This is a genomic window from Chryseobacterium sp. 2P, from assembly GCF_059579425.1.
On record NZ_CM184194.1, the window covers coordinates 3,415,152 to 3,439,336 of the forward strand.

Consider the following 24,185-nt stretch of genomic DNA (forward strand, 5'->3'; position numbering starts at 1 on the left):
ATTTGGTGTGTTTTATGAAAGAATATAAAAATTTACTGAGTCCGCGCTTTTAAAGCTGTTTCCCGCTGAAAAAGCTGGCTTTTCTTCTCTTTGAAACCTATGGAGCATTCTTCAAATTGTTTTTCGAAGCTTTTAATGTTTTCCGTTTTGCTGGAAATTACTTTTTTGTCGTTGAAATACATTTTGTAGAATTTCGCAATCTGCGGATACGCATCTTTTCTGATGTCTGAAATATTATCCCCGTTCTGGAAATAATTGGCGACATCGTTAATTCCGTACATGATATTGCTTTCTACAAAAGGCTGCGGCGATTCATCCGTTAAACGGTTGATCATCGAAAAGGTGCTATCTAAGGTTTTATAGGAAAACTTCTGCTTTTGATCGAACTTTGCTTTTTCTTCAAGATTCTGTACCGAGATCATGTCTTCGTCTGAAAACGGAGATTCAAAACCTTTTAAAAAGATGATTCCCAGAAAAATAAGCGCTGCAAAAAGCATTACAATTAAATATAAAAACTGATAATGCTTTTCTTTTTTAGATAGTGTGATTTGTCCCTGCATAATTTTAGTTTTTATCTTCTTCGTTTGCTTCCCGAGAATTTTCTTGTAGGATCTACCCTTAGCTCATGGTTTACAATGCCCACTTTACCGCGGCATTCGCTGAGGTCTCTTAATGCATTCTGCTCTTTGTAGGAAACATTTACAATCTGATTTTTCAGTGCAAGCATCGGCTCGATCTGTTTCATGAGGATGGAATAATGCTTAAAATTATCCGCGCTGTCTTTCCCCATGATGTTTTTGGCATCTCTTACGTTATCCATAATGTAGTTGCGGAGGAAAATATCGTTATCCACCTTGCTGATATCGAGCTGATCCATCCGGTACAGGATACTGTCCACATGGATTCTGAGAAGATCGCTTCTTGTAAGCAGTTCGCGGTAGTCGTCCGCCTGTTTTTTAATCCCTTCTCTTTGGATATCATAGCTTTTAAAAAAGAAAAAGACACAGATGAAGGATACACCTGATAAGACAATGAATGACAGAACAAATTTCCAGATTCCCGCCCTAACGTCGGCATGGTTTAATTTTCTCTCCCTGTTCGAAGACATATTTTGTGATTTGGTTTGGTTATGTGAAATTATAAAAAAATAATTTATGCACAAAATTTAAGTTTTCACTTTAAATAATTCTATTTTCTGAATTAAATTAAGATTAATTTTCACTTTCAGCATATTTTCCTAATTTAGTGATCTGAATTTTAATTATCATTCACCAAATCGATAATAAAGTGAGCAAAATATTAACCAATACTGTGCGATTTTCTATTGCCGACAGTGATTTTTATTTTAAGAAAATCATGATCAAAACGCTGACGGAAAATCCGTTCTACATGCTGCTGAACGACTGCAACAACGGGCATGAACTGATCAGCCGGAATTACAGAAGACAGGAAGACGTATTTATTGTAGAGCTTTTTATGCCTGTTCTCAGCGGGCTGGAAGCCATTAAATACATCCGGAAAAGCGATTCTGAAACCCCTGTTATTACGTATTCCGGAACCTATCAGGAAGATATGGCGGAAATTCTTTCTAAAATTCCCAACACTTTTTACTGTGAGAAAAAAAGTACCATCATTAAAGAAATTATCAAAGGAAAAATTACCTCAGACAGTTTCGATTATGAAGCCTACACGAAACATTGGGAGCAGCAGCCCTTAGCGGTAATGGATTATATGAACCGGCAGAAAAAAAGCCAGGAAGAACTTTCCCCAACGGAAATACAGCTGATGAAATTCTGCTATGAAGGCTTCAGTAACAAGGAGATAGGAGAAAAACTGAATCTCAGTACGAGAACAATCGACACGTACATCAACCGTCTTACGGAAAAGCTCGGATTAAAGACAAAACTTCACCTGATCCGCTTCTGTGTAGAGAACGGCTACTACAATTCCAGTATGTAATCGTGACTTAACAGAATATCTGTACAGAATAAATACTAAGTTTTCAACCTCTTATCAAAAAATATTTTATCACTAATTTGCTAATATTCAATTTTTTTAACTAAATTTGCACACCTAAAATTTAAAATTAAAATAAGGAAATGACAAAGGCAGAATTGGTAAACACCATCTCAAACAAGTTGGGAACCGAAAAGAATGAAACACAGAAAGTTGTAGAGGCATTTATGCAAGAAATCAGGACTTCTATGTATAATGGAGATAATGTTTATCTAAGAGGTTTTGGATCTTTTATCATTAAAACAAGAGCAGCAAAAACAGGAAGAAACATCTCTAAGAACACTGCCATTGAAATCCCTGCTCATAACATTCCTGCTTTCAAGCCATCAAAATCTTTTGTGGAGAAAGTAAAAACGAAAGTTACAGTAAAATAAGAAATTAACTGAATATTAACTAGTTACTAAAAAATTATAATTATGCCAAGCGGAAAGAAAAGAAAAAGACACAAGGTTGCAACTCATAAGAGAAAGAAAAGAAGAAGAGCGAACAGACATAAGAAGAAATAATCTCTTTTTCTCGAGATTTACAATATAAAGATATAGTTGGTGATTTTAAATTTTAAAGCCTCACCGACTATATTTTGTTTTGCAACTATAAGATGTTTAAGGAAAAGAACGTTTTATATTTTATCAGAAAAATTAGCATTCATTCAATTGTTATGCGTAATTTAAGGTTAAAATTCATCTGATGAAAAAAACACTCTTTTCCTACAATCTTAACAATTTTATCTTACAACAAAATGAAGAAAGAACTAATAGTTTCGCATGAGGATGATCTTACAAAGATTGCACTGCTGGAAGACGGAAGACTATGTGAACTTCATGAGCAAGAGGACAAAAGCGATTTTATAGTTGGAGATTTGTTTGTTGGGAAAGTAAAAAAGCTGGCTCCTAACCTGAATGCAGCTTTCGTAAACATAGGATACGAAAAGGATGCCTTTTTGCATTATCAGGATCTGGGACCGCAATATCTCACGTACAGAAAATTTTTACGGGATACGATTTCCAAGAAACAAAATACTTCAAGCTTAAAAAATTTCGAGATACAACCCGAAATAGACAAAAACGGAACGGTAGACAAGGTAATCGCGAAAGACGATCTTGTGCTGCTGCAGATTACCAAAGAACCGATCTCTACGAAAGGACCGAGAATTTCCACTCAGGTTTCTTTAACAGGGAGATTCCTGGTACTCATCCCTTTCGATAACAAGGTTTCGATTTCCAAGAAAGTAAAAAGTTCCGAAGAAAAAGAGAGACTGAGAACGTTAATCGAAAGCATCAAGCCTGAAGGTTTCGGGGTTATTATAAGAACCGTAGCCGAAGGTAAAAAAGTTGCAGACCTGCATAATGACATGAATCAGCTGATTCAGAAGTGGGAAACAACTTTCAAAAATATACAGAAAAATAAAGTTCCGTCACGAGTTTTAAGCGAAGACGATAAAGCTTCAGCTATTTTAAGAGACAACTTCAACCAGGATTTCGTGAGCATTACCTGCGACGACGAACAGATGGTGGAAGAAATGAAAAACTACCTGGAAGTAATCGCTCCCGAAAGGAAAAACATTGTCCATTTTTACAATTCTCATATTCCTCTTCTGGAATATTATAATGTTGAAAAACAGCTCAAACAAAGCTTTGGAAAACACGTCAATATCCCAAGCTCAAAAGGTGCTTATCTGGTAATAGAACACACAGAAGCACTTCACGTAGTGGACGTAAACTCCGGAAATAATATCACAACCGGAACTGCCGTAAACAAAGAACACGCCTTAAAGGTGAATAAAATGGCAGCAACCGAGATTGCAAGACAACTGCGTCTCCGTGATATGGGTGGAATTATTGTGATCGATTTTATCGACATGCCCAACGCAGACCACAGAAGAGATCTGTACGAACATCTGAAGGAAGAAATGAAACGCGATAAAGCCCGCCATAAGATTCTTCCGCCGAGTAAATTCGGACTGATACAGATTACCAGACAAAGAAACCGTCCGGAAAAACAGATCGACACCAAAGAAGAAAACCCGAATAAAGACGGAGAAATTGCAGCTCCGATCGTTATTGTGGAAAGAATGGGAGAAACCTTGAGAACCATCATGCAGAAGGAAAAAGGAAAACTTTACCTTCACGTACATCCGTTTGTGGAAGCTTACCTTACGAAAGGGATCAAAAGCATCCAGATGAAATGGTTTATGAAATACAAAAAGTGGGTAACCGTTATTCCAAGGGATTCTTTTAAATATTTAGAATACAGAATTTACAATTCCAATAAAGAAGAATTGATAGGATATTCTAATTAATACAGGAAAAACTTAAAATCTCCATATTATTGTATGGAGATTTTTTATTTTTACAAGCAATCTGTATTTCACAGCTCTTATTATACAAACTGATACCTGAAAATGAAAAGTATTTTCTCCTTACTTTTATTATTGTGTTTCTTCATTGCTTTTGGGCAGAAAGAGGATTCTGTTGCAATAAGCAAAATATTTAAAATTGAAAATTCTTTACTGAATAAAATTATTTCTGAAACTGACAGCACTTCCATAAATTCAAAAAGTATTATTCATATTCAAAATGAAATTCTTTTAAAATACAATCAATTTATTGCAGCTTATCCGAATTCTGAATATTTATTTACTGCATTTTTAGGCAAAGCATCGAAGGAACAAAGTCTTAAACAATTTAATCGTGCAAAAATATCATATCTTGAACTTTTAAATTATTTTAAACAAAATAAAAATTTAAAAGACCCTTTTGTAAGGATACCCTATTCTGAAGACAATCAGTTTTTGTATGAACTCTACAAAAAACTGGCTTATCTTGAGATGATTCAAAAAAATTATAGGGAAGCCATACAATATCTTAATTTAGCCCAAAATAATCCGGTAAGAATATCCTGCGGAAACGGACTATTTTCAGAAATAGCTTATATTGCTTACCTATATTCTGAATGCTATTCCAATCTTCATGAATACGAAAAAATATATGACGTTCTGATTCCGATAGCCGCTATTCCGATGGTTCACGAAAACTCCCCTACCGTTACAATGCTGTATGAAACTCTTTCCAAAAAATATACAAAAAAAGGAACTTAAAAAACTCTTTAAAGAATCTTTTAAAACACTTTACTCCAAACAAGGCGTGATAAATACTATAGAAAACACCATTTATTACGTAAAGTTTATGGATAGAGATGTCATTTTATACGATCTAAATTTTAAAAATTTATCCAAAAGAGATACAAAGAAAAGACTGAATAAAATTTTACATTTTTCAAAGTTTTACACACTATTATCAAAATGAAAAATCACCATTATAAAATCACAGTTTGCTGGACCGGAAACAAAGGAAAGGGAACCAGTTCTTACAGAGAATACGAAAGAAGCCATGACATCTCTGCAGAGAATAAGGCGATAATTCAAGCTTCATCCGATCCGTCCTTTCGCGGAGACAAAACAAAATACAATCCGGAAGAGATGTTTCTTTCCTCAATTTCCTCATGCCATATGCTCTGGTATCTTCATTTTTGTTCCGAAGAAGGGATTATTGTGACGGAGTATACAGATTTTGCTACAGGCATCATGACGGAACCGGAAAACGGGAGCGGACATTTCACGGAAGTCATTCTCCATCCTGAAATCACGGTTTCAGAGGAATCGATGATAGAAAAAGCCAAAGAACTTCATCAAAAAGCAAACAAATTCTGCTTCATTGCCAATTCTGTAAATTTTCCGATAAAACATATCCCCAAAGTGTTAGTTAAATAATTTCTCAATCTAAATCAGTGTTCGAAAATCCCTATAAATACGGACATTTATTCGCAATAACTCTAAAAATAGAATTGAAAATTCCAATCACAGAGAGTTATTTATCAAATTATCATAAAAAATTAAATTATTTTGAATATTTATTTGGAATATCAATATATTTTTAACTATATTTAATAAAAATTCAAGTTTAATTAATTCCAACGAAACAAGCCATAATAAAATAACAATTAATAATCTTCCACAACCTATGCTGTAATCCGAAGTATTTTTACTTCTTCAGAACAAATTAAGATTTTGCGACAACTGATACTTGAGATCCGGAAAATGATAATTCACAATCAATCAGCAACGGATTTAGAAGTAAAGACCTCTCTAAAATTTTTTATAAGTAATAAAGCACGGTAGAAACACACAGAAAAAAAATTCTTTATCTAAATGAAATTCGGCAGTAAGCTGTAAAATAGTATGCAATCGCAAAGTAATAACAGCTCTATTTCATTACCAAAACAAGAATCCGCCTCAGAAGAGCCGGATTCTTTATTATTGAGCTTTTTTGTACATATGGATCACAAGCATAATGATTGCACTCTAAGAACTAAAATTTATTGCGTCATTATAAGAAATTTTAATTTTAGTATTCTTTTGTACAGTAATACCATATTTATCATCTGAATTGTCATCAATCACTTCATCAACAATAAAAAACAAATCATTTTCTATTAATATGTATTGATAAGGATCATTATTTTCAAAACTAACGCTTACTAAAACCTGCTGATTTAAATATTTTGATACTTGATATCCAAATAAAAAGTTATTTGGATATATTGCAGTTATTTCATTGTTAGGAATATAAACATTTAATTCAGTACAAAACTCTGAAATTTCATCTAAAATTCTGTTTTCAAAGGTTATTTCAAAGTCTTTCTGATCAAATAAATTTCCTATTTGTTCTTTTTTATAATTAAAAACATTACTGAGCATTTCAATAACCTCAGCATCTTCTTTATCATATTTTACATAACAAATATAATTATCCATTTTTGATGATTTTTTATATATCCTCTTCCAAAGCCAAGATCCGGAAATGAAACTCCAACTTTTGAAGCAGCTTTCTGCAATTTTTCTTCAGATGTAAATAGGCTCATCCTTATAATCATCTATATTGCAATTTGATATATTATTAATTAGACGAAAAACACCTTCATTCCACAATCTGTCAAATTCTATTTATTAAATATATTTCAACAATTTGATCTGGTGTGGCTGCATCATATTTTAAAGCAGTTGACCTTGTACTGGTAAATATATTAATTCTTTCCGCAAAATTTATTAATATAAAAAATAATGCTTATTGCTAAAAATTTAAAGACCTCTAATAAAATATCGTTGTATTATAACACAAAACCCACGCAATTGCGGTGGGTTATTTATTATTGCTAACGGATTACAAATCCGCTAGATCCCTGCTTCTTCCGCAACTTACCCTTGCATTTCCCAAATGATTTTTATACTGGTAAATATATTGATTTTTTATGTAATCGTAAAATCCTTCTGAAGTCGGTAAAAACTGCAGTTCAGAATTCTTCAGCATTCCGACAGGTTCCAGACCTCCAATGTCCACAAGACTGAACGCCTGCGTTTCCATCACTCTGGAACTCTCAAGATTGGATGCTGAAAAAGAAGAGCTTCCACCGCCTCCGCCACCTGAATTAGTGATGTTCTGATACTGGAAGCCGTCAAGGTAATCGATGGTCTTTACAGAAGTTGTGTAGCCATTAATTCCGGAAATCGTTGTGGTGTTTACCTTACGGAGCTTTGTTCCGTCGGCGCGGTATTTTGTGTCCAGTTTCACCATTTCAATGCCATCTCTGCTGTATTCCAGATGATGGGGAAGGTTTAAATGATTGTATTTAATCACACTGATTCCCTTATCCGGCATACTGATCATGTTTCCGTTCAGATCATATCCGATGGTTTGTCCGCCGCCTTCGTATCCTGTTGCATTTTGTGCATGATCATTGATGTTGGTAAGCCTGTTGCCGGTATTGCCGGAAGCATAGATGTATTGCAGGTTATCAATCATGGTCGGCGTTTATTCATCTGATCCTGTACAAAACTTCTTGAATTCGAATCAGGAATACCCGTATCTTTTCGGGGAACAAAACCCACCGCAAATTGGTGGGTTCTTTATTGTTGCTCACGGATTACAAATCCGCGAGATCAGGTTAATTATCTTCTTGACTTATGTAATATTTCAAAATTTTAAAGTCTTTATTTTCTTTTATCAAAGTAAAGCTCTCTTTTGTGTGTGCATTTTGATACTCAACTATATACCCCAAATGTATAGTATCTGTAGAATTTGTAGATTTTACTATTTTATATTTTCCTAAAGATTTTTTATTTATTTTTCCAAACGCTTTATTTTTGTTACTTACCATTTGAACAAATTGTTTATATGGAGTTCCTTGGTAAAATTGAAAGCTCATAAGTGTGTCAAGAGCCTTATAATTCCCAGATTCTGTATCACTATAAAAAGCATTTGTCACTGTTTCTCCTTGCTTTAATTGAGCTTTTCCACAAGCAGAAAGTAAAAATAAATAGGCTATAATTATTAAAAGATTATATTTCATTTTAAAATTTTGATTTGCTTATTATACATATCATATACTATTTTACTCTTATCTTTTTTATAAACTGTAAAATATGTAACATCTTTATTTTTAACTAAAGAGTCTCCAGGTTTAATTAATGAAATGATGTTTAAATCTTCCAAATAAATTTTATTTCCATCAGATGATTTGACAATATTAAAATGTGTCGTTAGATCATATATATTAGAAATAACTTTTCCATTACAATGCTGATCAAAATATTTGTATTTTGATAAATTAGGATCTAGCACTTTTTTAATAATTATAATAAAAAACAATAATCCAAAAAAACATAAAACTATTTTATTAATATTATTTTTTAAAAATCCCATACTGACGTTTTAGAACGTTTATAGAAAATCCCTGTTCCGATTCCTTTTAATCCTGAACTTATCTCGGTTGCACCTCTTTTACCTGCTCCAACATTTAAAGGATTCATCATTTCTATTGGTGTTGATTTTGGATCAAAAGTTCCGCCATAATTTACTCCTACAGGAGAAACAAACGATTTTGCTTCACCTGAATAATCCTCTAATAAAAAAGGACCTGAATGACTCGATGAGATTCTTCCTAGTTCTAATCCTCCTTCGAAACCTAATCCAAATTTATGTTTCTATTAAAAAATAATCCCCAATTATTTCCAGCATCTTTTACTAATCCAATATCAAATCCAAAACCGCCTCCTAAAACTCCATTTGCACTAAACGATATACTAGTACCTTTACTTTCTGTACCAATAATTCTAATTCCTCCTTTGGTTTCAAATGTTTCTTTAGCACTTTTTTGGGAACCGTCTGCCTTAGTAATTGTTCCATCATCGTGAAACGTAAGCTGAGAAGTCACTTCTCCATCTTCTCTTGTGGTGATTGTGCTACCTTCTATTAGATGTTGAGCATTCTCACCATATTTATCAATTGCCTGCTCTTGGGTTTTTATTGCAGAGTCGTAAAAAACTTGATTTCCTCTTTTTACCCAGTCTGATTCTGATCTTCCATCGGGATCAATAAATCGGATGGGATTATTGACAGCATAGTTATAAGGTGTAAATCTTCTGTTTTTCTCCGCGAGTGGATCTACGACGCCCCACCTTCCGATATCAGCCATATAAAACCTTGCTCCGTAATCATACATGCCGGATTCCTGTAACTCTTTTCCGTTGTATTTATAATTATACAAACTATTTACCCCAAAAATCGCCTTCTCTTCCCTCAAAATATTCATCCCGAAAGGATAATAATCATTCTGGTCTGTAATTTCTGCTAATCCGTTTGTTCCTTTTTTATAGCTTACCCTTACGTTCCCTAAATGATCTTTATACTGGTAAATATACTCTTTTCTTTCGTAATCATAAAATCCTTCTGCGGTCGGAAAAAAACTAAGAGTGGGTGTATGGTAATCCGGGGCTGCACCATCAATAAAAGCCTCCTGTTCATAGGCAAATTCCATAGGATCCAGTTCATTGGGTTCGCTTCCTACTGTACTCAGATACTGGAAACCATCCAGATAATCCGTAATGGTGGTATATACCGAGCCGTCCTGCTTTATAAAATTAAAGGTCTTTCTGAGCTTGGTTCCGTCTGCACGGTAAAGATAAAGCATCTTCTTTTTAGTATCATCAATTTTCATGGCATTGGGAAGGTTCAGGTAATTGTAGCCAATCTGCTCAATCTGCTTATCAGGCATGAATTTCATATTCCCGTTACTATCATATCCTATGTCGCCTCCACCGCCTTCATATCCTGTAGGATTGTTGCTGTTATCGTCTATTTTAGTAGCCTGATTACCTGAATATTTGTAATCCAGATCATCGATCAGTTCTGCAGTATTGCTGTAAAGGTTCCTCGCATTCCTTTTAAGCGTCTTTATATTTCCGTTCAGGTCATACGTTATTTCCTCATTATTCCAGTTGTTTCGAGGAACCACACTGTCCGGATTCAAAAAGGTTCCTTTCGTAAGGCGGTTCAAGCCATCGTACTGATAAGCATATCTTTTCATGGTCTGGTTGGAAGCTATTTTCCAGTTTACCTCAGAGATATTCCCGTTGTTTTTATTGGGTGAGAGAATAGCATCGGTAGGATTCTGATACCGGATATCGTATCCGAAAAGTTTTCCGTTCAGGTTTGCAGGATCATTGATCTTGGTCATCCATCCGCGGATGTTGTAGGTGTAATCGATGCTCTGAAGATTATTTCCTACTTTCTTGTTCACAAGCTGGGACAGATCGTTGTAGGTATTTTCGGTAAGCAGTTCCTGCGGTTATTATCCACCTGATGATAATGTTTTACCAACCTGTTCTGAGAATCGTACTCAAATCTTTCCTGTACCGTTACCCCGGCTTCGCCCTGCTTTCTGAGGTTAAAAATGAAAAGCATTTTATTTTGTGCTGCTATTTATAACACAAAACCCACCGCATTGCGGTGGGTTCTTTATTGTTGCTCACGGATTACAAATCCACGAGTGTGGGATCGCTTTCATTATAAATTCTTTACCGAATTATATTGTTCTTTTGTAATTACTTTCTTTTCTAACATTTTCTTAAGCCAATCTTTTATTTGCTTTTTAGAAGAAGAGTCCATTTTTGACATATCAATTTTTGAGAAATCACTAAAATCAACACTTACATTATATTTTTCGCACAACGCTTTAAAATAATTATAGTATGCTGTTTCATTATTGTATTTCTCTGCCATTATCTTGGAATAATACATTACTGTATCGGTTCTATCTTCTTTATTTGAATCCATTAAAAAATAATACAATTCATCATATGCTTCAATATTACCTTTATTTTTTACAAGATTAGTAATACTATCATAATTTGAAATATTATTAATAGAAACAACTTCATTCTGATTAATTGGTTTGTTAAATGATTTCTTTTCTCGACACGAATTTAATATAATGATTGATATTAAGACAATTATTACTTTCATAAAAATTAATTAAATATTTTATCCCATAAACTTCGTTGATCTTGTCCACTTGGCTTTGTATTACCTGGCTGCTGATTAGTCTGCTCTCCGTTTTTAAAAGAATTCCAACTTCCAAATTGACCTGTTGATTTTCCATGTTCACTTCTTGGTGTTTTTGGAAGATAATTCACCATTATTATCAGTATTTTTAGCGGATTGTGGTCCTATTTCTTTTCCTTTAGTACTAACAAATCTTTTTCATCAGGTTACAAATCTGCGAGATCAGGAGATCAGGGTTATCAAATATTCATTTTCTACTCTATAAAGTGCCAACCTTGCCTTAGAATTGCTCCAAAAGAGAAACAAATTATTAAAGTTATCAATAGCAAACTATTAATAATATAATTAAAGGTTTTATTATTATATCGATAAATGAAATAAAAATTAATGGCTAATAAGAATATTATTAATGGCAATAATTCTAAAACATCGAAATAAGGAAAAAATAGAAATTCTATTATAACTAATAAGGAAATAATAAAATTTATTTGAGGTATTTTTTTCATTGTTAATTAGGTATTAATTCTCTACTTACGACTTTAATTACTTTCGTGTGTAAATCATTATCTATACTTCTATGTGTTGAAGTTTCAGGAGCAGCTACATTTATTATTTTAGTCTTATTATTACCTTTTGTAGCCTCTATTTTCTCTCCACCATACATATCTTTTGTCTGATAGTAATTGACAGCTTTTGATACATTAGAAGGTATATCAGTATTAGAATAGCCTCCCAATATATCCAATGTAACAAGCAAATCTACTTTTAAATTTTTGTTCTCGTTTACTTTTTCCACTAAGTTATCCCCACCCAAACTATGTCCAACAGCAGCAACCATACCATCAGGATGGCTTTCATTGAAGCTCGAAATTGTTGAATTTATGTCGTTCTTTGTATTTTCATTTCGAGAAGAGTCAAAAATTACTACTTTTGTATTTGAATTTGATAGTTTTTGTAAAGCTCCTAATCCTGCCTTATCAACACTTCCATCTCCTCTGTTTTGAGCTTATGTATATCCTTTTCTTGTATCTCCTGACCAACCTTGAACTACAATTACAAGATTTTGATATTTGTCATTTTTTCTAAAATCTACCGCTTCTAATCCTTCTAATTCTCTTGCATCAACAACTCTGTTTTCAGAAAAATTATAATGCGATTGATAACTATACTTTTCACTCAATGGATCTATATTAAAAAACCTGCCAACATCCGGCATGTAGTTTCTCCACTTAAACGAGTAAAAACCAGTCTCCTGTAATTCCTGTCCCTGATATTTATAGTTTTTGTAGGAACCCCCTCCAAAATACGCATTTCCCGTTTTCAGGTGATTCATTCCGAAAGGATAATAATTATTAGCATCTACAATTTCTAGAATTCCTGCGCTGTTTTTCCCAAAACTTACCCTTGTATTTCCCAAGTGATCTTTGTATCCGGTAGAGTTTCCGCTGATGTCTTTAATTTTCGTTGCTCTGTTTCCGGTATAATCGTAAGTAAGATTATCAATTACCGTTGCCGTACTGCTTCCGTTTTCCATCACCGAAGTCCTGTAAAGGCTGGAAATATTCCCATTCAGGTCATACACCAGAGACTCCATATTTTCCTTGCTGTAAGGATTCTGTTGATTCTGGTAAAACCCCGCCGTTAACCTGTTAATTTTATCATACGCATACCCGTATCTTTTCGGGGTTGTTGATGGATTGGCACCAATAGATTCTACGGCTCTCCAGTCTACCTCGGCAATATTCCCGTTGTATTTCGGGACAACATTCTTTCCTGAAAACTGAGCTGTATCTGGATTTTCGATCCCCTCGCGACTGGTATATTTTATTTTGTAGGAAAACAGTTTTCCGCCAAGATCAGCAGCCGCCATCTGGTTTTTGTTGATCTCCGTCATCCAGCCGCGGATGTTGTAATCGTAATCGATGCTTTGCAGGGGCGCAGAACCCGATGTAGAGCCTACTTTCTTGTTCACAAGCTGGGACAGATCGTTGTAGGTATTTTCGGCAAGCAGTTCTTCGGGATTATTGTCTACCTGATGGTAATGTTTTACCAACCTGTTCTGAGAATCGTACTCAAATCTTTCCTGTACAGTTACCCCGACTTCGCCCTGCTTTCTGAGGTTAAAAATGAAAAGCATTTTATTTTGTGCTGCTCTTTATAACACAAAACCCACCGCTTTGCGGTGGGGTCTTATTGTTGCTCACGGATTACAAAATTCGCGTCATCGGGTTGTTATCATTTCTACCTTTATGGCAACTACTTCAGGGATCGGGTGACTTATTACAATTCACTCTATTTTTTAAATTATCAATATAATCCTGAACTTGCTTCTTTCTTTCTTCTTTGGTAGTTTTTCTGTATTTATTTCCTAATGTAATATTGAGAGTTGTTTTTTCTTTTTTATTAATATCAAAAATTATTAACGAAGAGTAACCAATATTTTCTGAAAAATAATCCTTGTTATTTTCAATATATCTTAATTTATCGCATAAACCAAAATTTATGACAAAATTGGAAACCTGAATGGAGTCCTTAATATCAATACTTTCTCTAGTGTTTAATTTGCTGGAATTACATGAATAAATCAATAATAAGCAAACACTTAAAAATAAATTCCTTTTCATTATTGTATTTCATTAAGGTTAATATTCCCTTTTTTCTCTTCTGAAGAAACGACATTTCCATTTTGATATACAACAACTCTATGCATTTGGTTACCATTTTTATCAGTAAAGTTTTGATAATTAGTAAAACTCATTGTTTTAGTATTTATATTACCGTCTTTATTTTCTCCTGATTTTACTCCTTGTATTTCATCTCCTTTAGTAACTGCCATAGGATGCACAACGTCATAAGCATTATCTTGAGATAAACTTGCTACTTCAGGAACATTCTGTGCCAAAAAGGATTCATATGCTTCATGAAAAATATCCGTTGATGCTAAATTGTTTTCAGTTGCAGCATGTTGTACATCCCATAAATCGACAGTGTTTTGATATTTTTTACCATCATCTCCTAAAGAAATATCAAATCCACCTATTAAGGTTTTACTGCTTTTCTCTGTCAATGATATTGTAGTTTTAGAACCTGGAGCGAGTAGCATACTATATGCATCATATAATCGTTGCTGAACTCCAGAAAGAACCGCTCCTTCTGCAAGTACAAAAGATACCAATCCACTCTTATCTATATTTACTGTTACATTATTTCCAAAATCATTTTGGATAATATTTTTAAATATATCAAATACTCTTTGTTGATCTCCAAAAGTTGTAACTATTAAATCCTTACCATCAGGATCAATAAATATTATGGGATTATTAGCTGCATAATTATAAGGAGACATAGAATTGTATTTCTCTGCTTTCATATCCACGACTCCCCAACGTCCGATGTCAGCCATATAAAACCTTGCACCGTAATCATACATACCGGATTCCTGCAATTCTTTTCCGTTATATTTATAATTCTTATACGAACTTGATCCAAAGAATGAATTTCCACTTTTTAGATGATTCATTCCGAAAGGATAATAATCATTAGCATCCACAATTTCAAGAGCGCCTGCGCTGTTTCTTCCGAAACTTACCCTTGTATTTCCCAAGTGATCTTTATACTGGTAAATATATTGATTTTTTATGTAATCGTAAAATCCTTCTGAAGTCGGCAAAAACTGCAGTTCAGAATTCTTCAGCATTCCCACAGGTTCCAGACCTCCGATGTCCACAAGACTGAACGCCTGGGTTTCCATCGCTCTGGAACTCTCAAGATTGGATGCTGAAAAAGACGAGCTTCCTCCGCCTCCGCCACCTGAATTAGTGATGTTCTGATACTGAAAGCCGTCAAGGTAATCGATGGTCTTTACAGAGGTTGTGTAACCGTTAATTCCGGAAATCGTTGTGGTGTTTACCTTACGGAGCTTTGTTCCGTCGGCGCGGTATTTTGTGTCCAGTTTCACCATTTCAATGCCGTCCCTGCTGTATTCCAGATGATGGGGAAGGTTTAAATGATTGTATTTGATCACACTGATTCCCTTATCCGGCATACTGATCATGTTTCCGTTCAGATCATATCCGATGGTTTGTCCGCCGCCTTCGTATCCTGTTGCATTTTGTGCATGATCATTGATGCTGGTAAGCCTGTTGCTTGTATTGCCGGAAGCATAGATGTATTGCAGGTTATCAATCATGGTCGGCGTTGTATTCCCATATTCCAGAACCGAGGTTCTGTAAAGACTGGTGATATTCCCGTTCAGATCATACGCTAAAGATTCCGTATTCTCTTTACTGTTCGGGTTTTGGGGATTCTGGTAAAACCCGGCTGTAAGCCTGTTAATTTTATCATACGCATACCCGTATCTTTTCGGGGTTGTTGATGGATTTGCACCAATAGATTCTACCGCTCGCCAGTCTACCTCTGCAATATTCCCGTTGTATTTCGGGACAACATTCTTTCCTGAAAACTGAGCTGTATCCGGATTTTCGATCCCCTCGCGACTGGTATATTTTATTTTGTAGGAAAACAGTTTTCCGCCAAGATCCGTTGCCGCCATCTGGTTTTTGTTGATCTCCGTCATCCAGCCGCGGATGTTGTAATCGTAATCGATGCTTTGCAGGGGCGCAGAACCCGATGTAGAGCCTACTTTCTTGTTCACAAGCTGTGACAGATCGTTGTAGGTGTTTTCGGCAAGCAGTTCTTCAGGATTATTGTCTACCTGATGGTAATGTTTTACCAACCTGTTTTGGGAATTGTACTCAAATCTTTCCTGCACCGTTACCCCGACTTCGCCCTGCTGTAAGTCTCCCTAAAAACTGGACAATTTATACCCCTAAGATTAACGAGAAAAAACAATTAATTTTAGGATATGAGAACAAGTAAATTTACAGACAGCCAAATTTTGGCAATTTTGAAAGAGTATGAATCAGGGCAGACCGCAAAAGAATTGTCTCGAAAATACGGTTTCCACTACCAAACCTTGCACGATTGGAAAAAGAAATTTGGTGGGATAACTTCTACCAAAGAACTACAGAAAATCAAGGAACTGGAATCTGAGAACAATCGTTTGAAGAAGATGTTTGCCAATTTGAGCTTGGAACATGAAGCATTGAAGGACGTTTTGTCAAAAAAGTGGTAAAGCCTGCTACGAAACGAGAAGTTGTGAATTACCTTGTGTCAGAATATCCTATAAACATCCGGCAGGCGTGTAAATCTCTTAATTTGGAAAGGAGCAGTTATTATTATCAGCCCCAAAGAAAGGAAGACACAGAACTCATTGGTTGGCTGAATGAACTTTCAGAGAAACATCCTAGCTATGGATTCAAGAAAATATTTCATAGTCTGAGGAATCAAGGTTTTTCCTGTAATCACAAGAAGGTGTATCGTATTTACAAAAAATTAGGATTGAATCTTTTAAGGAAACGCAAGAGAAGATTGGCTTCGAGAGAACGAAAAAATCTGGAAGTTCCAAGAAACTACAATGAAGTTTGGAGTATCGATTTTATGAGTGATGCGCTTTTCAATTCGAGAAGATTTAGAACATTGAATATCATTGATGATTACAACCGCGAATCAATTTGGATTGAGATTGGGCTTTCCATCGGAGCGATTCATATGACGGATTTGTTGGAATGGATTGTGAAAGAAAGAGGAAAACCCAAAGCAATTCGAACTGATAATGGTCCAGAGTTTACGAGTAGTGTTTTCACAAATTGGTGCCACAGGCATAGGATTGAAATCCGATATATTCAACCTGGAAAACCTACACAGAATGCTTTTATTGAGAGATTCAATCGTAGCTACCGCACCGAAGTTTTGGATGCCAGAATTTTCAACAATTTAGTAGAAGTACGAGAAATTACCACGGAATGGGTGGAACATTATAATAACAAAAGACCACACGAAAGTTTACAGAATCTTTCTCCAATGCAATATTTGTTGAAAAAGGAAAACTCGTCTAAACAGAATTCCATCTCCGAGTTTTCTCCTTTCCAACAAAATCATTCAACACCAACATCACCGCAATGAAATATTTTATAGTTTTACAAAACAAAATGAGGGTATAATTCTTTCCAACGTTCGGGGAGACTTACACTGCTTTCTGAGGTTAAAAATGAAAAGCATTTTATTTTGTGCTGCTCTTTATAACACAAAACCCACCGCTTTGCGGTGGGTTATTTATTGTTGCTCACGGATTATAAATCCGCGAGATTGGGGTTAAAATAATAAAACTTATTCAATTCTTGTATCAAAATTCAGATATTCATTTTTTTTATCAAATTTTATCCTAATATTTGATTTATCAGAATCTATCAACAATTTATTATTTACACATATACTATTATAGTAATATATTATTACAGAAAAATTATCATACACTAATTCCTGATTAGGAATACCCAAAACATTAATAAATTCTTTCTTACTTTTTTTATTTAATAATTTGTAACCACTTAATAGTTTATTAAAGTTTTTAACATTTCTGTACTTTAAGCAACCTATATTATCTTTCTTCCATTCTGATGATAAATTTTTTAAGCTATCATTTTTTATAACAATAACATTTTCTTTGGATGCAACATTATTTTCATTGAATTTACAAGAAAAGAAAAGTAATATTATTATAAAGTTTTTATCATAAATTTTATTTGTTGTTTTTCCAATTTTACCTTTCCCATTTTTATCAAATCTTACTCCTTTAAGAACATCATATACTTCTGTTTTATCTACTCTTCTAAAATTCGGATCTATAGAATTACTAGGCCCTTTTTTTGACCATTTAGGATGTACTTGTGTACCTCTCGCCTCCATAATGTCAGGTACATCGTTTTCATTTTGTCCTCCTTTATTAGTATGATCAAGCCCTAAACCATGGCCTATTTCATGAGCAGGTGTTGTTGAACCAGCTAAGTCATCATCAGTATTAAAATAATATGAATTTGCACCTAATTCTTGAGTGAAACTACTTTCTCCATTTTTACCATCTTCTACACGAATAAAGTTATTTTTTATATCCGTATTTCCAGAAGCCATTTTTTTAGCGTCAACTTCAGATACTGTTTCATAAGTAACTTTAAATTTAACTTTATATTCCACTCCACCAACTTTTACCCTTCCATTAGCACCATTCCATTGAGAAGATATTCCTGTTGCTATTTTATCGGATAATTTAGAAGTTGCTTTTCCTCCATAAAATATCAAATGTTGATTTATTGTGATGGTTTTATTTTTTTTATCTAGTGTGGGCTCACCACTTTGCCCATCGGGATCAATAAATTTTATTGGATTATTCCATACGTAACCATAAATATCCATAGTTTTCTCTGCCAACGGATCAACAACACCCCATCTACCGATGTCTGCCATATAAAATCTTGCGCCATAATCATACAATCCTGATTCCGTCTGCAATTCTTTTCCATTGTAACTGTATTTGTATGCAGGATTTCCCGGTAAAACATTATAGGCTTCATGCTTCATCCCAAAAGGATAATAGTTATTTTCTTCAAGAACTTCTGCGCCGCTTCCATTGTTGAAATAACTTAAACGGATATTTCCCAAATGGTCTGTGTAGTTGTAAATATACTTATTATTTTCGAAATTATAATACCCTTCGGAAGTTGGAACAAATTTAAGCAACTCATTGGTATATTGAAAACCATCCAGATAATCCGTCCTTTCGTTGAAAAGATGGGTTATATTACTGGAATTTTTATAGGAATATTGTTTCCCCACTTTTACTCCATCTGCCCTGTAAGTATATGCTGTATTAACGTATATTTTTCCGGCACGAGTTGTTATGAAATTATCGAACTTAATGTATTTCGGAAGATTTAAAAAATTATAATCAATTTGCAAAATTCCCTTATCTCTGTGAGAAATCATATTTCCGTTGCTATCATAGCGAATTGGATTTCCTGAGGTATCCGGATAACCTCTGTAATCTGTTGAGGAATCGGTAACGGAAGTCAGCCTGTTTCCGGTATAAATATATCCAAGATCATCAATATTAAATGCAGAAGCACCTTGCTGAGATTGCGCCGATCTTTTCAGATTGGATATATTTCCGTTAAGATCATATTCCATCTTTTCGAAGTATTCCTTTGCAGAAGGATTGGTGTCTTTCTGGTAAAATCCTGCCAGTAGTCTGTTCACTCCATCATAAACATAGCCGTATCTTCTCAGGTTATCTCCTGTGGTTGTTCCTGTTCTCCAGTCTACTTCCGCAATATTGCCGTTGTATTTCGGTTTTACTTTCAGAGTAGAAAAGTCTGTATTGGGCGTTTCAAGCCCTTCCACTTCACTATATTTTACTTTATACCCGAACAGTTTTCCGTTAAGGTTTGCCGGATCATTGATCTTGGTCATCCATCCGCGGATGTTGTAGGTGTAATCGATGCTTTGAAGATTATTTCCCACTTTCTTGTTCACAAGCTGGGACAGATCGTTGTAGGTGTTTTCAGCAAGCAGTTCTTCGGATTACAAATCCGCGAGATCGGTTTTTTTGCCAAAAACGCAGCTACGCTATAAAACATAAAACCCACCGCTTGCGGTGGGTTATTTATTGTTGCTCACGGATTACAAATTCGCGAAAGCAATTAAATAGGACTAGGTTTTATTCTTTTTCTTTTTATTAATGAAGCTGGTGCTGGAATAAATAATTTTTCTTCTGAATTTTGTTTATTATTATTTTCATCAATTAAGCATAAACATAATTCACATTCAAAGATTAGTTTTTTAGAATCAGATTCTACAAATACACGAAGATTATCATCATGACAACAAGGACAATCTTTATCTGTCTTAAAAATCAAAAGATTAAACAATATGTGATCAACATGTTCAATTGCCCATTGATAAGAATCAACTTTTGCTTGAATAATATCGTATTGAATTATTTCTTCCAATGAATACCAAACAATATTATCATTATAAAAGATTTCTTCTATATCTAGCTTTTCATAATAACTGAAGTGAAGTTTATATAAATTTTGTATATGAACATCTTTAATTTTTTTTATTTCTTGTGTCCAATCTAATAATTTCCTTAATAAAGCATGAGCATCCAAATTTTCTTTATCTGGAATTATTCTCTGTTTTAATTGTTCCCATTTTTTTAATACAATATGACTCATTATGGTGCTACTGGATATGTTGTTATTAAATTTCCTTTTTGATCAGTAATTACATTAATCCATGATGTTAATCCTCCGCCATCTTTTAAAGCTGCATTACCTATTATCTGACCTGTATCTACAGTTCTTTGAAACTGTCCTCCTGTCAGTGGAGTTAGCGGAGCAGTAATTACAGTTTTACTTTGTAGTATGTTTTTTACCTGTTCTTCTGTTATATTAAAGACTGATCTATTATTTGCTAAAGGTCTATTAAAATGACCATTGACTACATGTTTCCATCCAGCACTCACTGGGTTTCCGTTTAAACGTAAGGGGGTAAAGCGGGTAATTCCTTTTGCTATATTAATTCTAGAAGCATCTACATTAACCAGCTTTTGTATTCCAGATGCATTTCCATGGCTAACTTGAACAAGCATAGCCATTAGTTGAACTGTACCGACAGCTTCCTGAGCTTCTTCACTTTGATAATCAAGCCACCAATCAAAAGTAGCCCAACCAGCAGACGCAACAATGTTACTTCCTCCCATCATAAAAGTTCCCATCGTGAATGCAAGATTTCTTTCAAATTTCTCTGTTGCAAGAGCTGCTTTGCTTCCTCTAATAGCTTTAGCAAACCTGTCTTCAGAAGAATGATAAGCGCTCAAGCTGTTTATACCCATCCAAGAAAGTGATGAATCATGTGATTTTAGAGGTTTTATAGGAGCAGGTATTACAACTTCTTCTATTAATTTACCACCCTTGGGACCGTATATTTTTTTTGGATCAGGATCTTCTCCAATCATACCAGTCGGATCATTAAATCTAATCGAATTTCCATAAACATAAGAATAAGGGCTATATGTGAATTGTAATTCACTTAATGGATCGTGCACTCCCCATCGTCCGACATCAGGCATATAAAACCTTGCACCATAATCATACATGCCGGACTCCGTCTGTAATTCCTTGCCATTGTATTTATACTGGTAACTGCTTCCAAAACTGAAAGAAGTATTGTATCCTTCATGCTTCATCCCAAAAGGATAATAGTTATTTTCTTCAAGAACTTCTGCGCCACCTCCACTGTTGAAATAACTTAAACGGATATTTCCCAAATGATCTGTGTAGTTGTAAATATACTTATTTTTTACAAAATCAAAATACCCTTCTGAAGTTGGAACAAATTTTAACTGAAAATCATTCGTAGGTATTCCGGATAATGGTGTCCAGTCATATTCATATTGAAACCCATCCAAGTAATCGGTGGTTCTGGTTCCCAAAGCATAAGCATAGGAAGGATCTTTATAATTATGTACTTTTCTGATCTTTGAGCCATCTGCTCTGTAAAGATAATTCGTATTTACATATACTTTGTTGCTCCTGTCGTAACTTGCAAAATCACTGAACTTAATATATTTCGGAAGATTTAAAAAATTATAATCAATCTGAAGAATACCTTTATCCTTATGATCTTTCATGTTTCCGTTCAGGTCGTAGGAAATCGTGTTTCCTGAAGTATCGGGATAACCTCTGTAATCTGTTGAGGAATCGGTAACGGAAGTCAGCCTGTTTCCGGTATAAATATATCCAAGATCATCAATATTAAATGCAGAAGCACCTTGCTGAGATTGCGCCGATCTTTTCAGATTGGATATATTTCCGTTAAGATCATATTCCATCTTTTCGAAGTATTCCTTTGCAGAAGGATTGGTATCTTTCTGGTAAAATCCTGCCAGTAATCTGTTCACTCCATCATAAACATAGCCGTATCTTCTCAGGTTGTCTCCTGTGGTTGTTCCTGTTCTCCAGTCTACTTCCGCAATATTGCCGTTGTATTTCGGTTTTACTTTCAGAGTAGAAAAGTCTGTATTGGGCGTTTCGAGCCCTTCAACTTCACTGTATTTTACTTTATACCCGAACAGTTTTCCGTTAAGGTTTGCAGGATCATTGATCTTGGTCATCCATCCGCGGATGTTGTAGGTGTAATCGATGCTCTGAAGATTATTTCCTACTTTCTTGTTCACAAGCTGGGACAGATCGTTGTAGATATTTTCAGCAAGCAGTTCCTGCGGATTATTATCCACCTGATGATAATGTTTTACCAACCTGTTCTGAGCATCGTATTCAAACGTTTCGGTGATCACTTTTTCAGTATCTGTACTTAATCTTTTATGATACGTTTTAGAAAGCTTGGGAACTCCTGCAAAATCCAGCTCGGTTTCGGTGTTGGTATATCCTCCGAGATGGTTGGTGCTTTTGGTGGCAATGGCTCTTCCCATCGAATCGTAATAGATGTAGGTTTTCGTCCAGTTGTTGTCTTCTATGTTTTTAACGTAGGCAGCGGTTAAAATCCCTATCGTGGAAGCATCTTCACTGCTTCCCAGCGTCTGTTTCATCGTATGCTGTCCCAGAACCGTTGCCGGAACTGCCGGAGCTTCGGGAGGATAGGTATCGTAATAATTAACCGAAAGCAGGATCATGCTTCCTGTAGGAAATGCCTGTTTGTCGTAGTACACCTCCAGTCCCTGCAGATTAAAGGAGGTGGAGGTTCTTCTTTCAGTATTGTAAGGATTGGCGGTCATGCTGTTCAGGGCATTCTGCATTACCTGTCTCGATGCGGTGTTGGAGAAGAAACCGGTATACGCCACTCTTCCGAATTCATCATATTTGGTAAAAAGCCAGCCTTTGCTTCCGAAGCTGTTGTTTGCTGTTCTCAGGATCGCATCCTGCGTGAGCACCAAACGGTCCTGTTTGTCGTAGACCATCAGTTCCCATTCTTTTCCGGGCAGTCTTTTTTCAACCAGACGGTCTCTGCCATCGTACCGGTACTGGTAGCAGAGTTCGTTTAAAATCGCATCCGTAATCAGGTTACTGTTATCTGAAATCTGTTTTACCGCTTTCGGGGAAAGGACGAAAGCCAGCTGGTTGTACTCGTTGTACACGTAATACGTGTCCACATTCTGTGCCCCGTCATTTCTGCGCACCAGAATCGTCTGTCCCTGTCCGTTTTTAAATTCCGTTACAGGGTTTCCGTCCTCATCGGTAACGGTATTTTTATACAGTGTTGATGCGGGATAATATCCCGAATTATCCGTAGAAACCGAAAGCGTGGAAACCGTGGTGGAAACATTGCTGACGGTACTGGTGGTTGTACTGGTGATGAATTTCTTCACCTCTGTTCCCAGGTTGGTTTCGTACTTCAGCTTCCGGGTGTGTCCCGAGCTCATCTTCCATGGCTCTCCCGGGCTTGCCTGCTGCAATACCCTGTCCAGCGGGGAGTTTTCCATTTCCTTTTCAGAATATGCGTTGGAAACCCCGTAATAGGAGTTGGCAGCCGTTTCATCGGTAATTCCGGTATGGATGGAGGAGTTCTGGGTGGCGGCAGGAACGGGAAGGATGGTTTTCACCTGTCTTCCGAAGCCGTCATAGGTAACGGGGGTTACCAGGTCTTTTCCGCCGGGTGTCGCTTTCACACTGATGATCTGCTTGGGTCTTCCCAGACCGTCAAAATAAGTGATGGTCTCGGATTTACGGCTGCAGTCGTCATTCAGACAGCTCCGGGACTGTATGTAGTTCTCGTTCTGAGACTGTGCGAAAGACATCGCGGCAAAAACCAGCCCCAACAGGGAGAATGCTTTGGTTGTACTGTATTTTCTCATGT

25 protein-coding genes are annotated in these 24,185 nt (G+C 35.5%); 7 read left to right on the forward strand and 18 right to left on the reverse strand.

The features are described from left to right. Positions 1 to 32: 32 nt before the first annotated feature. Positions 33 to 560, reverse strand: coding sequence for a type VI secretion system transmembrane protein TssO (locus AC52CF_RS15490; RefSeq protein WP_235131534.1), 528 nt, complete (start codon positions 558 to 560; stop codon positions 33 to 35). 11 nt (positions 561 to 571) lie between these two features. Further along, positions 572 to 1,108: a type VI secretion system TssO gene (tssO, locus tag AC52CF_RS15495; RefSeq protein ID WP_214588806.1), complete on the reverse strand. Its 537-nt coding sequence runs from the start codon at positions 1,106 to 1,108 to the stop codon at positions 572 to 574. 179 nt (positions 1,109 to 1,287) lie between these two features. Here tssO and AC52CF_RS15500 point away from each other — a divergent pair, with 179 nt between their 5' ends. The 5 genes from AC52CF_RS15500 to AC52CF_RS15520 all read left to right on the forward strand — a co-directional run bounded on the left by AC52CF_RS15500 (position 1,288) and on the right by AC52CF_RS15520 (position 5,785). After that, entirely contained in the window at positions 1,288 to 1,959 is a 672-nt protein-coding gene (locus AC52CF_RS15500; protein WP_214588805.1) for a LuxR C-terminal-related transcriptional regulator, read from the forward strand. Positions 1,960 to 2,099: 140 nt separating this feature from the next. Then, complete coding sequence (locus AC52CF_RS15505; protein WP_027388329.1) at positions 2,100 to 2,390, forward strand: HU family DNA-binding protein; 291 nt, start codon at positions 2,100 to 2,102, stop codon at positions 2,388 to 2,390. A 365-nt stretch (positions 2,391 to 2,755) separates the two neighbouring features. Then, positions 2,756 to 4,315, forward strand: a complete 1,560-nt coding sequence (locus AC52CF_RS15510) for an Rne/Rng family ribonuclease (RefSeq protein WP_214588804.1) — start codon at positions 2,756 to 2,758, stop codon at positions 4,313 to 4,315. A gap of 102 nt (positions 4,316 to 4,417) precedes the next feature. Next, entirely contained in the window at positions 4,418 to 5,113 is a 696-nt protein-coding gene (locus AC52CF_RS15515) for a hypothetical protein (protein WP_496517353.1), read from the forward strand. A gap of 204 nt (positions 5,114 to 5,317) precedes the next feature. Further along, positions 5,318 to 5,785 carry an OsmC family protein gene (locus tag AC52CF_RS15520; protein WP_214588802.1) on the forward strand — a complete coding sequence of 156 codons (468 nt, stop codon included), beginning with the start codon at positions 5,318 to 5,320 and terminating at the stop codon, positions 5,783 to 5,785. A gap of 591 nt (positions 5,786 to 6,376) precedes the next feature. On the opposite strand, the gene AC52CF_RS15525 is transcribed toward AC52CF_RS15520, so the two are convergent. The 13 genes from AC52CF_RS15525 to AC52CF_RS15585 form a co-directional block, all read right to left on the reverse strand. Further along, positions 6,377 to 6,829, reverse strand: coding sequence for a hypothetical protein (locus AC52CF_RS15525; protein WP_214588801.1), 453 nt, complete (start codon positions 6,827 to 6,829; stop codon positions 6,377 to 6,379). Positions 6,830 to 7,235: 406 nt separating this feature from the next. Next, the gene (locus AC52CF_RS15530; RefSeq protein WP_496517354.1) at positions 7,236 to 7,874 is read right to left on the reverse strand and encodes a hypothetical protein; all 639 of its coding nucleotides are present in this window, start codon (positions 7,872 to 7,874) and stop codon (positions 7,236 to 7,238) included. 142 nt (positions 7,875 to 8,016) lie between these two features. Next, complete coding sequence (locus tag AC52CF_RS15535; RefSeq protein WP_375182026.1) at positions 8,017 to 8,421, reverse strand: hypothetical protein; 405 nt, start codon at positions 8,419 to 8,421, stop codon at positions 8,017 to 8,019. Next, positions 8,418 to 8,774, reverse strand: coding sequence for a hypothetical protein (locus tag AC52CF_RS15540; protein WP_375182027.1), 357 nt, complete (start codon positions 8,772 to 8,774; stop codon positions 8,418 to 8,420). The genes AC52CF_RS15535 and AC52CF_RS15540 overlap by 4 nt, the downstream gene beginning before the upstream one ends. Beyond that, a complete protein-coding gene (locus AC52CF_RS15545) occupies positions 8,762 to 8,884 on the reverse strand; it encodes a hypothetical protein (RefSeq protein WP_375182028.1) in 123 nt (40 codons plus the stop codon). Before AC52CF_RS15545 ends, AC52CF_RS15540 begins: the two co-directional genes overlap by 13 nt. A 152-nt stretch (positions 8,885 to 9,036) precedes the next feature. Further along, positions 9,037 to 10,650 carry an RHS repeat domain-containing protein gene (locus AC52CF_RS15550; RefSeq protein WP_496517355.1) on the reverse strand — a complete coding sequence of 538 codons (1,614 nt, stop codon included), beginning with the start codon at positions 10,648 to 10,650 and terminating at the stop codon, positions 9,037 to 9,039. Continuing rightward, positions 10,647 to 10,814, reverse strand: coding sequence for a hypothetical protein (locus AC52CF_RS15555; RefSeq protein WP_496517356.1), 168 nt, complete (start codon positions 10,812 to 10,814; stop codon positions 10,647 to 10,649). Before AC52CF_RS15555 ends, AC52CF_RS15550 begins: the two co-directional genes overlap by 4 nt. Positions 10,815 to 10,916: 102 nt before the next feature. Next, positions 10,917 to 11,375: a hypothetical protein gene (locus AC52CF_RS15560; protein WP_375182030.1), complete on the reverse strand. Its 459-nt coding sequence runs from the start codon at positions 11,373 to 11,375 to the stop codon at positions 10,917 to 10,919. Positions 11,376 to 11,380: 5 nt separating this feature from the next. Then, on the reverse strand, positions 11,381 to 11,548 hold the full coding sequence (locus tag AC52CF_RS15565; RefSeq protein ID WP_375182031.1) for a hypothetical protein: 168 nt from the start codon (positions 11,546 to 11,548) through the stop codon (positions 11,381 to 11,383). Between the two features lie 374 nt (positions 11,549 to 11,922). Continuing rightward, positions 11,923 to 12,252 (reverse strand): hypothetical protein, encoded by a 330-nt coding sequence (locus tag AC52CF_RS15570; protein WP_375182032.1) that lies wholly within the window; start codon positions 12,250 to 12,252, stop codon positions 11,923 to 11,925. A 168-nt stretch (positions 12,253 to 12,420) separates the two neighbouring features. Continuing rightward, positions 12,421 to 13,551, reverse strand: coding sequence for an RHS repeat domain-containing protein (locus tag AC52CF_RS15575; protein ID WP_375182033.1), 1,131 nt, complete (start codon positions 13,549 to 13,551; stop codon positions 12,421 to 12,423). Between the two features lie 124 nt (positions 13,552 to 13,675). Further along, on the reverse strand, positions 13,676 to 14,038 hold the full coding sequence (locus AC52CF_RS15580; RefSeq protein WP_375182034.1) for a hypothetical protein: 363 nt from the start codon (positions 14,036 to 14,038) through the stop codon (positions 13,676 to 13,678). Further along, positions 14,038 to 16,185 (reverse strand): RHS repeat-associated core domain-containing protein, encoded by a 2,148-nt coding sequence (locus AC52CF_RS15585; protein WP_375191161.1) that lies wholly within the window; start codon positions 16,183 to 16,185, stop codon positions 14,038 to 14,040. Before AC52CF_RS15585 ends, AC52CF_RS15580 begins: the two co-directional genes overlap by 1 nt. A 93-nt stretch (positions 16,186 to 16,278) precedes the next feature. Here AC52CF_RS15585 and AC52CF_RS15590 point away from each other — a divergent pair, with 93 nt between their 5' ends. After that, the gene (locus tag AC52CF_RS15590) at positions 16,279 to 16,548 is read left to right on the forward strand and encodes a transposase (RefSeq protein ID WP_336734695.1); all 270 of its coding nucleotides are present in this window, start codon (positions 16,279 to 16,281) and stop codon (positions 16,546 to 16,548) included. 23 nt (positions 16,549 to 16,571) lie between these two features. Continuing rightward, positions 16,572 to 17,438, forward strand: coding sequence for an IS3 family transposase (locus AC52CF_RS15595; protein WP_375181860.1), 867 nt, complete (start codon positions 16,572 to 16,574; stop codon positions 17,436 to 17,438). A gap of 204 nt (positions 17,439 to 17,642) precedes the next feature. Here the strand turns inward: AC52CF_RS15595 and AC52CF_RS15600 are convergent, their stop codons facing one another. The 3 genes from AC52CF_RS15600 to AC52CF_RS15610 form a co-directional block, all read right to left on the reverse strand. Further along, on the reverse strand, positions 17,643 to 19,829 hold the full coding sequence (locus AC52CF_RS15600; RefSeq protein WP_496517357.1) for an RHS repeat-associated core domain-containing protein: 2,187 nt from the start codon (positions 19,827 to 19,829) through the stop codon (positions 17,643 to 17,645). A gap of 179 nt (positions 19,830 to 20,008) precedes the next feature. Beyond that, a complete protein-coding gene (locus tag AC52CF_RS15605; protein ID WP_496517358.1) occupies positions 20,009 to 20,545 on the reverse strand; it encodes a hypothetical protein in 537 nt (178 codons plus the stop codon). Then, on the reverse strand, positions 20,545 to 24,183 hold the full coding sequence (locus AC52CF_RS15610) for a DUF6443 domain-containing protein (protein ID WP_496517359.1): 3,639 nt from the start codon (positions 24,181 to 24,183) through the stop codon (positions 20,545 to 20,547). The genes AC52CF_RS15605 and AC52CF_RS15610 overlap by 1 nt, the downstream gene beginning before the upstream one ends. Positions 24,184 to 24,185: the final 2 nt, after the last annotated feature.